Source organism: Novosphingobium sp. (genome assembly GCF_041915465.1).
Taxonomy (GTDB): Bacteria; Pseudomonadota; Alphaproteobacteria; order Sphingomonadales; family Sphingomonadaceae; genus Novosphingobium.
In genome coordinates, this window is record NZ_JAYSBK010000090.1 from 1 (window position 1) to 12,349 (window position 12,349).

General features: G+C 65.4%; 14 protein-coding genes, 1 tRNA gene and 1 pseudogene. 3 read left to right on the top strand and 13 right to left on the bottom strand.

From position 1 onward, the window contains the following. The 3 genes from ACE3SN_RS13345 to rplK all read right to left on the bottom strand — a co-directional run. The coding region (locus tag ACE3SN_RS13345; protein WP_374530780.1) for a peptidase S10 at positions 1-1,117 on the bottom strand (1,117 nt) is incomplete at its 3' end. A gap of 195 nt (positions 1,118-1,312) precedes the next feature. Continuing rightward, a complete protein-coding gene (rplA, locus tag ACE3SN_RS13350) occupies positions 1,313-2,014 on the bottom strand; it encodes a 50S ribosomal protein L1 (protein ID WP_374530782.1) in 702 nt (233 codons plus the stop codon). 4 nt (positions 2,015-2,018) lie between these two features. Then, entirely contained in the window at positions 2,019-2,450 is a 432-nt protein-coding gene (rplK, locus tag ACE3SN_RS13355) for a 50S ribosomal protein L11 (RefSeq protein WP_374530784.1), read from the bottom strand. A gap of 230 nt (positions 2,451-2,680) precedes the next feature. Between rplK and ACE3SN_RS13360 the strand changes: the two genes are divergently transcribed. After that, positions 2,681-3,304 (top strand): PspA/IM30 family protein, encoded by a 624-nt coding sequence (locus tag ACE3SN_RS13360; protein WP_374530786.1) that lies wholly within the window; start codon positions 2,681-2,683, stop codon positions 3,302-3,304. A gap of 263 nt (positions 3,305-3,567) precedes the next feature. Here the strand turns inward: ACE3SN_RS13360 and nusG are convergent, their stop codons facing one another. The 4 genes from nusG to ACE3SN_RS13380 all read right to left on the bottom strand — a co-directional run bounded on the left by nusG (position 3,568) and on the right by ACE3SN_RS13380 (position 6,081). Next, positions 3,568-4,104 (bottom strand): transcription termination/antitermination protein NusG, encoded by a 537-nt coding sequence (gene nusG / locus ACE3SN_RS13365; RefSeq protein WP_374530788.1) that lies wholly within the window; start codon positions 4,102-4,104, stop codon positions 3,568-3,570. A gap of 36 nt (positions 4,105-4,140) precedes the next feature. Continuing rightward, positions 4,141-4,335 carry a preprotein translocase subunit SecE gene (secE, locus tag ACE3SN_RS13370; protein ID WP_374530790.1) on the bottom strand — a complete coding sequence of 65 codons (195 nt, stop codon included), beginning with the start codon at positions 4,333-4,335 and terminating at the stop codon, positions 4,141-4,143. Positions 4,336-4,469: 134 nt separating this feature from the next. Continuing rightward, a complete protein-coding gene (locus ACE3SN_RS13375) occupies positions 4,470-5,972 on the bottom strand; it encodes a hypothetical protein (RefSeq protein WP_374530792.1) in 1,503 nt (500 codons plus the stop codon). A 33-nt stretch (positions 5,973-6,005) separates the two neighbouring features. Next, a tRNA-Trp gene (locus ACE3SN_RS13380) sits at positions 6,006-6,081 on the bottom strand. Between the two features lie 149 nt (positions 6,082-6,230). On the opposite strand from ACE3SN_RS13380, the pseudogene aat reads away from it, so the two are divergent. Further along, a pseudogene (gene aat, locus ACE3SN_RS13385) lies at positions 6,231-6,695 on the top strand (leucyl/phenylalanyl-tRNA--protein transferase); the annotation flags it as partial. Positions 6,696-6,751: 56 nt separating this feature from the next. Here the strand turns inward: aat and ACE3SN_RS13390 are convergent. The 4 genes from ACE3SN_RS13390 to ACE3SN_RS13405 are packed head-to-tail and all read right to left on the bottom strand — an operon-like array spanning position 6,752 to position 8,906. Then, positions 6,752-7,414, bottom strand: a complete 663-nt coding sequence (locus ACE3SN_RS13390; protein WP_374530794.1) for a DUF2155 domain-containing protein — start codon at positions 7,412-7,414, stop codon at positions 6,752-6,754. A gap of 3 nt (positions 7,415-7,417) precedes the next feature. Beyond that, positions 7,418-7,831 (bottom strand): NADH:ubiquinone oxidoreductase subunit NDUFA12, encoded by a 414-nt coding sequence (locus ACE3SN_RS13395; RefSeq protein ID WP_374530796.1) that lies wholly within the window; start codon positions 7,829-7,831, stop codon positions 7,418-7,420. A 47-nt stretch (positions 7,832-7,878) separates the two neighbouring features. After that, positions 7,879-8,361 (bottom strand): DUF192 domain-containing protein, encoded by a 483-nt coding sequence (locus tag ACE3SN_RS13400; protein ID WP_374530806.1) that lies wholly within the window; start codon positions 8,359-8,361, stop codon positions 7,879-7,881. After that, complete coding sequence (locus ACE3SN_RS13405; protein ID WP_374530798.1) at positions 8,361-8,906, bottom strand: regulatory protein RecX; 546 nt, start codon at positions 8,904-8,906, stop codon at positions 8,361-8,363. Before ACE3SN_RS13405 ends, ACE3SN_RS13400 begins: the two co-directional genes overlap by 1 nt. A gap of 139 nt (positions 8,907-9,045) precedes the next feature. Here ACE3SN_RS13405 and ACE3SN_RS13410 point away from each other — a divergent pair, with 139 nt between their 5' ends. Next, entirely contained in the window at positions 9,046-10,818 is a 1,773-nt protein-coding gene (locus ACE3SN_RS13410) for a fatty acyl-AMP ligase (protein ID WP_374530800.1), read from the top strand. A gap of 28 nt (positions 10,819-10,846) precedes the next feature. On the opposite strand, the gene ACE3SN_RS13415 is transcribed toward ACE3SN_RS13410, so the two are convergent. Next, entirely contained in the window at positions 10,847-11,482 is a 636-nt protein-coding gene (locus ACE3SN_RS13415) for a hypothetical protein (protein WP_374530802.1), read from the bottom strand. 136 nt (positions 11,483-11,618) lie between these two features. Beyond that, the coding region (locus tag ACE3SN_RS13420) for a hypothetical protein (protein WP_374530804.1) at positions 11,619-12,349 on the bottom strand (731 nt) is incomplete at its 5' end.

Below are 12,349 nucleotides of genomic sequence, written 5' to 3' on the forward strand. Positions count from 1 at the left end.
GCTGGAGCTGCTGCGAGAACTGCCCGCCGCTGATCCGCAGGTTCGACTTCAGGATGTAGTCGACCGACAGGCCGGTATAGCCCGCAAGCCGCTCCGCCACGCTCTGGCGGGTGGCGGGATCGAGCTTAGCCCCCTGCTGCAACGCGGCGGCATAGTCGGTCTGGGCAAAATTCTCGACCTCGCGCAGGAAGGGTTCGAGCTCGGCCGGGCGCGTGCCGGGCAAACGGTTGTGATACCACGCGGTGGCCGCCATGGTCGGAAGCCCGGTGACATAGGCGGTGTCGACGCCCGGATTGAACCCCGGAGCATCGACCGAAAGATCGAAGTTCAGGATCGTGGAGAGCAGGATCACCCCGTTGAGATCGACATTGGCATCGCTGGTCAGCACGTTCGCCAGCACTGCCGAACGCGTGGTGCCATAACTTTCACCGAACAGGTACTTGGGCGAATTCCAGCGCCCGTATTTCGAGAGGAAGCCGGTGATGAACTCGGCAAAGGCATGGGCATCGGCATCGACGCCCCAGAACGCCTTTTCCTTGTCCTTGCCGGCGATGCGCGAGAAGCCGGCCCCCGGAGCGTCGATGAACACCAGGTCGGCCACGTCGAGCAGCGAATAGGCGTTGTTGACCACGGTATAGGGCGCGGCCTTGGTGTGGCCGCCCTCGCTCGTCACCACGCGGCGCGGGCCAAAGGCGCCCATGTGCAGCCACAGCGTCGCAGATCCCGGGCCGCCGTTGTAGATGAACACAACCGGCCGGTTCGGCCCGCCGCCCTGCTTGAAGTAGGCGGTGTAGAACATCGATGATTCGGCGGGCACGCCTTCCTTGTCCTTGTCGGGATTGGGCGCGGCGGCGGTCTCACGCCAGGTCGTGTCGTCCCACCCGGCCGGATGGACCACCAAGGTGCCCGCGACCGCCTGATAGGCCACCGCCTTGCCGCCTACGGTAACGGTTCCGGTGGTGGTGACAGCAGTCGGCTGGAAGATCCGATTGGGGCCCGCAGGCGCGGCGGGCGCGGCGGTAGCCGGCTTGGCTTCTTCGGCCCGGACCGGCGCGCCGCCCAGCATGGCCAGCGCAGCCCCGGCGAGAATGAACGAACGGATATGCGATACGGCCATGATGCCAGTCCCCTTGGCTAGATTGCGGCGGTACGGTGCAATGCCCCGCACAGCTTGGCAAGGCGCGCGCGGGGCTGATCGACGAACGGCAATGCGGGATCGACCTATGCCAGATGGACAAACGAAAAGGGCCGGGAAGGTTTCCCCTCCCGGCCCGTTCAATTCGCTTGGATCGCGAAGCTTAGGCCCGAAAAATCAGGCGCTGTGCACTTCGGCGACGTCGATCTTCAGGCCCGGGCCCATCGACGACGACAGGGCGACCCTGCGCAGGTACTTGCCCTTGGCACCGGCCGGCTTGGCCTTGATGATCGCATCGACGAAGGCGTCGAAGTTCGCCTTGAGCTGGTCGTTCGAGAACGACAGCTTGCCGATCCCGCCGTGGATGATCCCGGCCTTTTCGACGCGGAATTCGATCTGGCCGCCCTTGGCAGCCTTGACCGCTTCAGCGACGTTCGGGGTGACGGTGCCCAGCTTCGGGTTCGGCATCAGGCCCTTGGGGCCCAGCACCTTGCCGAGGCGGCCGACGATGCCCATCATGTCGGGCGTCGCGATCACGCGGCCGTAATCGAGATTACCGGCCTGCATGTCTTCGAGCAGGTCTTCGGCGCCAACCTTGTCGGCACCGGCAGCCAGCGCGGCTTCGGCCTTGTCGCCGCGGGCGAACACGGCAACCTTGACGTCCTTGCCGGTGCCCGAGGGCAGCACGACCATGCCGCGGACCATCTGGTCGGCGTGGCGCGGATCGACGCCGAGGTTCAGCGCGACTTCCAGGCTCTGGTCGAACTTGGCGGTCTTGAGGTCCTTGAGCAGCTGGATGGCTTCATCGACGCCATAGAGCTTCTGGTTGTCGCCCAGCTTTTCAGCGAGGGCCTTCTGCATCTTGGTCTGCTTGGCCATGTTATTAGCCCTCCACCACGGTTAGACCCATCGAACGCGCGGAGCCTTCGATGATCTTCGTTGCCTGTTCGATGTCGTTGGCGTTGAGATCGGCAAACTTGGTCTGCGCGATTTCGGCCAGCTTCGAGCGGGCGATGGTTCCGGCCGAAACCTTGCCCGGCTCCTTCGAGCCCGACTTGAGGTTGGCAGCCTTCTTGATCAGGAAGCTGGCCGGGGGGGTCTTGGTGACGAACGTGAAGCTGCGATCCGCATAGACCGTGATGATGGTCGGGATCGGCATGCCCTTTTCAAGTTCCTGCGTGGCGGCGTTGAACGCCTTGCAGAATTCCATGATGTTCACGCCGCGCTGACCCAGGGCCGGGCCGATCGGCGGAGACGGGGTTGCCGAGCCTGCAGAAACCTGCAGCTTGATATAGCCTTCAATTTTCTTGGCCACGATGGCCTCCTTTCTTCCTGTCGGCCCCCATGCGGGAAGCCTCAGAGTGAGCGGTCAAACAGGCCGGAAACCGACCCTTCCGCACGGAATCACCTGCCCCGGGGAGCAAGCGAAGGCGAGCGCATAGGCGAACATCGCGCGAAAGTGAAGCGGAATTGCCGAATTTCGCCGATTGCCTTCATTCTCATGCGGTTGCACAAGGCGCTGCAGAACCAAGCAGGGGCAAGTCAGTGGGCGAATTCTCCGTCAGGATCACGCAGCTCGTATCGAGCAACGTCAACGCGCTGGTCGATGCCGCCAGCGAACCGGCCAAGATGGCCCGGCTGCTAGTGGCCGAACTGGAAGAAGCGATCATCGCCCTGACCCGCGATGCCGCGCAGGCGGAGCGCAGCGCCAAGGCGCTGAACACTGCCGCCGAGGCACAGGCCAAGGCCGCCGCCGAATGGCAGGACAAGGCGCGCTTCGCGATGACCAAGGAGCGCGAGGATCTCGCCCGCGGCGCGCTGGCCGAACGCGCCAACGCCGAAACCGCAGCAGCCGAAGCGCGCAGCCAGGCGGCGGATGCGGCCACGGCGGCACAACGGGCCCGCGCTGCCGTGGCCCAGCTTGAAGTGCGGCTCGATGAAGCCCGCGCGCGTTTCAAGGCGTTGAAGGATGCGGCCGGATCTGGCCCCGCCGCGAGCAGCCACGACAAGCGGCTCGACCGGATCGAAACGCTCGAAAAGCGGCTTGACCTCGCCGGGGCCGAGGCCGGCGCACAGTCGCTCGATGCCGAGCTTGCCGCGCTCGCGCGCGAAGATCAGCTTGATGCCGAACTGGCCGCGCTGCGCAAGAAGGTGGCGAAGAAGAAGTAGGCTGCGCGCCTAGGCAGCGTTGTTCGGCCTTGAAAAAGGCCCACTTTCCCAGCGCCCTCGCGCCTTGCCGGGGCCGCTGACAGCCTGACCGTGCTGCGCGCGGGCGACAAGGCCCAGCTCGCACCAGTGGCAGCCAGCAAGACCAGCGGCAGGGCGGCAGGAACGCGCTTCAGCCGACACCCCCATCAATCCGTGCGCGATCGGCGCACGGCAACAGGACGCCAGTCCATCACAACCCGCGGCCGACAGACCGGCCGCGCGGCTTACTTCACCAGTTCGACGTGTTCGAAATCGAGCTCGACCGGGGTCGCGCGGCCGAAGATCGAGACGGCCACCTTGACGCGGTTCTTTTCGAAGTCGAGTTCCTCGACCACGCCGGTGAAGCTGTTGAACGGGCCGTCCAGCACCTTGACCGAATCCCCGATCTCGTAATCGACGCTGACGTGCTTCTTGGGCTCGGCGGCAGCCTGGTCGCGCGCGCCGAAATAGCGGGCGGCTTCGCGATCCGAAATCGGCTGCGGCTTGCCGTTGGGGCCAAGGAAGCCGGTCACCTTGGGGGTGTTCTTGACGAGGTGATAGACGTCGTCGTTCATCGCCAGCTTGGCAAGAACGTAGCCCGGCATGGTCTTGCGTTCGACCTGGACCTTCTTGCCGCGCTTTACCTCGGTGACGGTTTCGTGCGGAACCTCAACCTCTTCCACGAGGGCTTCGAGGCCCATGCGTTCGGCTTCGGCGAGGATCGAATCGCGGACCTTGTTTTCAAAGCCGGAGTAGGCGTGGATGATGTACCAGCGAGCCATGTTTCTCTCGTAATTGCGTGTGGGCGGCCAGGAAGATCAGGCCAGCGCGAGGAGCTGACGCACGATTTCGCCGAACAGCGAATCGATGCCGAGGAAGAAGAGCGCGAGGACCACCATCATCACACCCACGAAAATCGCGGTGGTGACGGTTTCCTGCCGCGTCGGCCACACGACCTTGCGGGCTTCAGCCTGAACCTGGCGCATGAATTCGCCGGGATTGATCTTGGCCATCAGTTCGCGCTCTCTTGCCAAAAAGGATTGATCATCTGCCCGCCGCGGCTTGGGGGTACAGCGCCGCTCCCGGCGGCCATATGGCGCGTCCGGGAGGAGCAGATGTTCCCCATGTGCGGAAGACACCGCCGCACTTAGCTATCGTCGGGCCGTTTTGCAAGCCGCGCGAGGATCCAGCCCTCGCCGCGCACCTTCTCGACGTAACCGGCAGGCAGGGCCTCGGGTTCCTGGTTGCCGACATAGAGGAACCAGTCGGTCTCCTTGGCGGCGGGAAACTCGGTCAGGTTGATCGCCGCGCCGCGGCGGTGGAGCAGGCGGTGATAGGGGTCGCGGAACCGGCTGCCGCCCTCGAGGATGGTCATCATGTGGACCTTAGGCAGCGCGAAGTTCGAATTGTTGAGCGCATCCTTGCGCACCACGGCCCAGGCGCCGACGTGCTCCTGCGTGTTATAGCCCCAGGTGCGGCGCTCGGTCACCACCACGCTGGCCACCTTGGCCCCCTGCGGCAGGTAGTCGAGCGCCTTGAGAATTTCTGCCGTGTGGGCCGATTCGCGCACCCATTCGTCGCTCGTCACGCCCAGCCGGCCCAGGAACAGCAGCGGGGCGAGCAGCACGACCCAGCGCGGCGCGCGCCAGCTCAGCGCGAGGCAGCCGACCAGCAGCCCGGAATAGATCATCCGCGCATCGACCAGATCGCCGCCGAAGATGTGGCGCGGCATGACGATCGACAGGATCAGCATGATCACCGCCGCCCAGCCCGCGCGGCCATCGAACCGGCGGAAGGCAAGGCTGCCGATCAGCACCGCGGCGATGAACCACAGGCTGGCATAGTCGAGCCACTGGATCGACCCGCGCATCGCCTGCTTCCACACCGCCCACTTGTAGACGTCCCAGTGCGAGCCATAGGACATCAGCTGCTTCGAACCGCCGAACGCCAGCAGGCCGATCATCGGCACGGCCAGCGGCATCGGCTTGAAGAAGGCTTCGATCCCCTTGCGGCGCTGCCATTCGTAGCCAAACACCAGAATGCCCAGCACGCCCCAGCCCGAAACGTGGCACAGATAGACCACCGCACTGATCGGCATGAACAGCCAGGGGCGCCAGCGGCTCCCCTCCATCCGCACCCACAGCGCAAAGGAAAATAGCGCCAGCGCCAGGCTGATCCCGAAATTGAGGAAGCCCAGCAGCATGGCCGGTGACCAGATGAAGGCGAAGGCCAGCATCGAGCCGACGCCGACCCGGCGCCGCAGCGCCCATTCGACGGCGACGATGCCAAGCCCGAGCAGCGGCGGGATGATCCCGGCAATTATCCGTCCCGCCGTCTCCAGCGGGAAGATCGCGGAAAGCGGGCGGATCAGCATGTCCGCACCCAGGTTGCCCATCCAGCGCCATTCAAAGCCGTAGTACTTCTGCAGGAACGGGCTCGAATCGCGCGACAGCATCACGTGATAGCGCGCCATGTGCGCCGGATAGTCGACCATCTGGGGGTAGGTCACCAGCAGCACCGGCAGGCTGGCGATCAGCGCCAGCACAATCCCCAGCCACAGCCCTTCGCGGGGGGTCGGTTCGGCCGAAAGCCAACGCCGCGCGGCACTTCTGCGCGTATTGAACTGCTCGAAGGGAGGTTCAACGGACATAAGCGCGTTCTACGGGTTGTTTGGGGGGAAGGCTGGCAGGAGTGGCAGGATTCGAACCCGCGGCCCTCGGTTTTGGAGACCGATGCTCTACCAACTGAGCTACACTCCTGCAGGCGACGAGGCCCCTACAGGCTTGACCGGCAGATGACAAGCGATCTGGAAAGGTCCATACAAAGAAAAGCCGTGCACGCCCCTGTTGCCTCTTCGCCGATCGATCCCCAGCTGCTGCTGTTGGCCTATCGCAGCGGGATCTTCCCGATGGCCGATGCGCGCGACGATCCGGAGATATTCTGGGTGGAACCGCGCAAGCGCGCGATCTTGCCGCTGGATGGGTTCCACTGCTCGCGCTCACTGGCGAAAGTCCTGAAAAGCGGACGTTTCGAAGTGACCTGCAATACTGCCTTCGCCGCGGTAATCGACGCCTGCGCGGCCCCGCGCCGCGAAACCAGCGAGACCTGGATCAGCGGCCGGATTCGCGCCAGCTACATCGCGCTGCACGAACTGGACCATGCCCATTCGATCGAGGTTTGGTTCGGCACGGGCAGCGAACGGCAATTGGTCGGCGGCCTGTACGGGGTCGGCTTCGACCGGGTGTTTTGCGGCGAATCGATGTTCAGCCGGATGACCGACAGCTCGAAAGTGGCGCTGGCCTGGCTGGTCGCGGCGCTCAGGCACGCGGGTTGCGAATTGCTCGACTGCCAGTTCATGACCGAGCACCTGGCCTCGCTCGGCGCGATCGAAATCACGCAGTCCCGGTACCTGAAGCTGCTGCGCGCGGCTCAATCTGGCCCTGCGGGTGACGCCGAAGCCGCTGGTGCCGGCTTGGCAGAGGGCTTGGCAGAGGGCTGGGGCGAAGGCGCTGCGGACGGAGTTGACGCGGGCGCCGGATTGCCGGCGGGTTTTGCCGCACTGCTGGCCGCCGCCGCATCGGCGGGGCTTTCCTCTTCGCCCGGGAACTTCATCGCGCAGTCCTTGACCCACACGTCATAGACCGGGTGTTCGACCACGCTGAGCGAGGGCGAATTCTTGAACAGCCAGCCGGAAAACACCTTGTTCCAGGCCAGCGGCTTGTTCACGTCGGCCCGCTCTTCGACGAAGACCTGCACGAAGGCGCCGGTTTCGGGCGGGTTTTCCCACGGCAGCGTGCGCTCGCAGGTCGCCAGCTTGACGATGACGTTGCCGACCCGGCGCGATTCGCCCGGCTTCATCACCAGGTCCTGGGTCAGGTTGTTGCGCTTGTTGAGCAGGCCGAGCGTCGCCACGCGGTCCTTGACCGGGGTGCCGTATTCGCTTTCCACCACGGCTGCGCCCTTGGCCGGGGCGGCCAGCGCGTCGGGAACGTCGGTGGATTCGGCCTCGCTCAGCTCGTTGCCGCTGTTACAGGCGGCCAACGCCAGCAGCGGCAGGCCAACGAGCAGCAAGGGGGCAAACGCCCGCTTCACGAATCAGGCGTCCGGAGACCAGGCTTCGTAATCGCCCGTCGCATGGGCGCGCTTCCCGCCGCGGTCGAGCGAACCGGCGGGGCGATAGGCCGCGGGGGTGCCGGTTGCGTTGGGGGTATAGTCGGCTTCCCAGATGCGCGGGGGCGGCAGGTTGCTTTCGGGCACGCCGTCAAAGCTGCCGTGCAGCCAGCCGTGCCATTCGGCCGGCACGCGGCTGGCATCGTTGGGGCCGTTGTAGATCACCCAGCGGCGTTCGCTCCCGCCGAAGGGCTGCCCCGCGGCGCGGCGCTTCTTCGCGCGGTAATACTTGTTGCCCTGCGCGTCGGTGCCGACGAGTTCGCCGGTCATCGCGCTGGTGAAGAGCGTGCCAATGGTGGCACCGTCCCACCAGGTGAAGATCTTGCCGAGGATTCCCATGCGCGCCGCCTAGCCGAAATGCGGGCGCGGGGAAAGGGCCAAGCTGCTCACCATTCAACCTTGTCGCCAGCGACGATGCCCAGCTCCGCCGCGCGGCCGCCATTGAGTTCAAGCACGCCCTTGACCAGTCCGACCGAGCTCAGCGGGGTCAGGTCATAAGGAATGGCATTGGCCGCGATATTGCTGATCCGGCCATCGACGCCGATGAAAATGATATCGAGCGAAAGCCGCGTGTTCTTCATCCAGAAACTGGCCCCGCGCGGCGGGTCCATCGGAAAGATCATGCCTTCGTCCGCGCCCATGCTGGTGCGGAACATTAGGCCCATGGCCTGCTGCTGTCCGGTGCTGGCCACTTCGACGCGGAAGACGTGGCGCTTGCCGTCGTGAATGACGGTCAGCGGCACGACCGGAAGCCCCGATTCCGGGTGGACCGCCGGGGCGGCCTGGGTCGATTGCGGCGCGGCGTCACCCGACGAGGGCGCGCAGGCACCAAGCGCCAGCGCCAGCGATCCGAGCAGCAATTTACGCATCATTCGTCCTCGTCCTGTGCTTCGGCCCAGGCCAGGGCCGCGTCGATATCGGCGGCATTGACCAATTCGCGGGCGCTGTCCAGCGGGTGCCCCGCGCGCAGCATCGCGGCGAGCTGCCGTTCGCGCTGCGGCCGGTCTGGCAACTCCGCGCCAAACGGCCCGAACCGCCGCTTTTGCGCCAGAGCCAGCGCGGCGCGGCGCTGCTCGCCCTGCCCGGCGCGGGTTGCCGCGCGCATAGTTTCGTCGATCCCGGCGGCGGACAGCGCCTGGGCAATCCGCCGCGCGCCATAGCCGCGCCGCAGCAGACTGCCGGTGCGCGCGCGGGCGAAGGCTTCGTCATCGACATAACCATTGGCCACGAACCGGCTGACCAGCGCGGCCACCGGGGCCTCCCCCTCCCCCTCCCAGCCGCGTTCGCGCAGCTTGCGGCGCAGGTAACCTTCCAGCTTCGCCGCGCTGGTGGCAAAGCGCGCGACATAGGCCAGCGCCAGCTCCTCAAGCCGTTGGGCTGTCAATGGCCGGGGATTTGGACGGGCGCGGGTCATGGTCGGCCTTATTCGTGCCACACTATCAGGCAAAGGGAAAAGCCCTAGGGTTGCGGAGTTCAGGGCTCCGCAAGTGGACTGTAACACGAGATGACGCCGAAATATGGCGCATCACATTGATAAAAACGGGTTTTCGCGCATGACCGACGCCGCCACGCCAGTGACGAGTGCCGAACCGGCCGCAGCATCTGCCTTGCTGCCGACGCCAAATGAAGACGTTCTTCCCCGCCGCCTGTCCGATTTCGCCACTTTTGGCGAAGCGCTGGACTATGCCGCCAGCGGCAAGCGGGGGATGAATTTCCACGATCCGCGCGGGACCCTGAAGCGGGTCTATCCCTTCAGCGAACTGCGCGAAGATGCGCTGGTCATGGCGCGCCGCCTGGTTGCCCACGGGGTCAAGAAGGGTGACCGGATCGCCCTGATCGCCGAAACCGGCGCCGACTTTGCCGCGCTGTTCTGCGGCTGCATCTATGCCGGGGCCTGGCCGGTGCCGCTGCCGCTGCCGACCAGCTTTGGCGGCAAGGACAGCTATATCGACCAGCTTTCGGTGCAATTGCAGTCGAGCGACCCGCTCGCGCTGTTCTATCCCGCCGAACTGGCCGAAATGGCCGGGGCCGCCGCCGCGCGTCAGGGTTGCCAGGGCATCGCCTGGGAAGACTTTGCGCAAGCGCCAGCGCCTGACTGCGAGCTGCCGGAAACCAGCCCCGGCGATATCTGCTACCTGCAGTATTCCAGCGGCTCGACCCGCTTCCCGCACGGCGTTGCCGTGACCCACGCCTCGCTGCTCAACAACCTGGCCGGGCACGGCGAAGGCATGAAGCTGGTCGATGCCGACCGCTGCATTTCGTGGCTGCCGTGGTACCACGACATGGGGCTGGTCGGCTGCTTCCTCTCGGTCATCGCCAACCAGGTTTCGACCGACTATCTCAAGACCGAGGATTTTGCCCGCCGCCCGCTCGCCTGGCTCGACATGATCAGCCGCAATCCGGGCAACTCGATCTCCTACTCGCCAACCTTCGGCTATGATATCTGCGCCCGCCGCATTTCCAGCCAGAGCCACGTGAGCGAACGGTTTGACCTGTCGCGCTGGCGGCTGGCCGGCAACGGGGCGGACATGATCCGCCCCGACGTGATGCAGGGCTTCGTCAACGCCTTTGCCGAGGCCGGGTTCAAGGCCAGCGCCTTCCTGCCAAGCTATGGCCTGGCCGAAGCGACGCTGGCGGTCACCATCATGCCGCCGGGCGAAGGGATCCGCGTCGAACTGGTCGAGGAAGAACGCCTGTCGGGCACGCCGCGCGACCTGTCGCGTCCGGCGCGCTACCGCGCGATCGTCAACTGCGGCAAGGCGGTCAAGGACATGGCGCTCGAAATCCGCGGCGAGCGCGGCGAAGTGCTGGCCGACCACCGCATCGGCAAGGTCTGGTGCAAGGGCCCGTCGGTGATGGTCGGCTATTTCCGCGACCCCGAAGCGACCGAGGAGTGCCTGGTCGATGGCTGGCTCGATACCGGCGATATGGGCTACATGGTCGATGGCTATCTGTTCATCGTCGGCCGCGCCAAGGACATGATCATCATCAACGGCAAGAACCACTGGCCCCAGGACATCGAATGGGCCGTGGAACAGCTGCCGGGCTTCAACCATGGCGATATCGCCGCCTTCTCGGTCGAGACCGAAAACGGCGAGGAAGCGCCCGCGGTGCTGGTCCACTGCCGCGTCTCCGATCCGGTCGCCCGCGTCGAACTGCGCGACATGATCCGCGACAAGGTGCGCTCGATCACCGGCATGAACTGCATCGTCGAACTGGTTCCGCCGCGCACCCTGCCGCGCACCAGCTCGGGCAAGCTCAGCCGCGCCAAGGCCAAGAAGCTGTATCTTTCGGGCGAGATCGAACCGATTCAGCTGGCGGCCTGACGGCTGCGGGCCCGTTCGGATACGCGCCCTAGTACCGCCAGTTAGCCCAGTCGTCCAGAATGTCGGGCGCCGACGAGCGGCACTTCTGACCGTCCGGGGCGTTCATGTTCGGCAACCAGGTCATCACGTTGTATTTCATCTGCACGGCCGGAAGCGCGGAAAGGTTATAATCGGAAACGGCAAGGACAAGGTAAGACTTGCCAGGATCGACGATGTCGTTGACGCGCAGGCTGGACAGCACCTGGCCATCCGGCACTCCCCTGAAGCGCGGGCGGATGCAAACACGCTGGTTGGTGAAGTTCTGCACCACGGCGATCAGCGAAAAGCCTGACGCATCGTTGGCCGTCGCGTAGGCAACGCTCATGTAGATCGCGTTGTTGCGAGCAAAGCTCGGACCGCGCTCCTCGTCCCAACGGTATTCGGTCGCCGGGAGGCCGGTTTCGTTAACCGAATAGCCTGAAACGACCCCGCGATCTGCCATCCCCTTGCGGATCACCTGCTCGGCGGATTCCTGCGCCGAAGCCGTGCCCGGAAGTAGTGCCGCGACCAGCGCCACCAGAATGCGGCCGCTCGTCATTGCTTTCCCGTTCATCGCCTTCTCCCGGACAATTCCCATAACCAACGCCTTGCTGGCGGCTCTGCCGACAGACTGCGGCAGGTCCATGCCCAGGTCAACGCCGAGCTTAATCCGTCCGCCAAGGCCAAGGCTGAAGTGGAAGCGTCGGAGAGCCGGCCCAAGGTCCTGCCCGCGGCCAAGCCCCCGACCCAGCCGCGCTAGGCGACCGGGCGGCGCGCGCGGCCTATTGCTCGATCACCCACATCCCGTTCTCGAAGCGGTAGATGTGGGGCGAGATGCAGCGTTCGGCCCGTTTGCAGTCCTCGGCCACCGCCTCGGCAAAGCGGTCCATCGACGGCCCAGCCGCGAGCAGCGAGGCGAGCACGAACTGGTCGGTGGTGACGGTAATGAACAGGTCCGGCCCGATGAGGTCGCGCAGCTTCTGCCAGTAATCGGTGTCGGCCAGGACGGCGCTCATGTATTCGGGGCCTTCAAAGGTCACCGTGTCCATCAGATAATAGCCCGCCTCGGGCATTGGCGGCAGGATCGCGCGGGTCTGGCGGCGGGCGATGGCCCAGGCTTCGTCGGGCTTCAGCTTCATGTCCCTGAGGTCGGCTGCAGAGGCAAGGCCGATCACGTTCGGCCCATCGAGCGCGAGCGCCTCGTAAAGATCGTCGCCGATCTTGCGGACAAAGAACCACGGCTGCTTTTCCTTGGCGGCCTTGGCCTGGGCATAGGCGATGTAATCCTCGCCGCGCACGATCACCCGCAGGTTCCGAGGCTGGGCGACAGGCGGCGGGCTGCTGACGGCGGCGATCATGCGCTGCTTTGCAGCTTCGCAATCGGCAGCGCTGGCGGTTTCGCAATAGGCATAGACCCGGTGGAGGTAGAGCTGCGCATTGCTCCACTGCGCGCCGCTTACTTCGAGCACCAGCGGATCCTTGCGGCTGGAGCGGAACGTGGCCGTGGGATAGG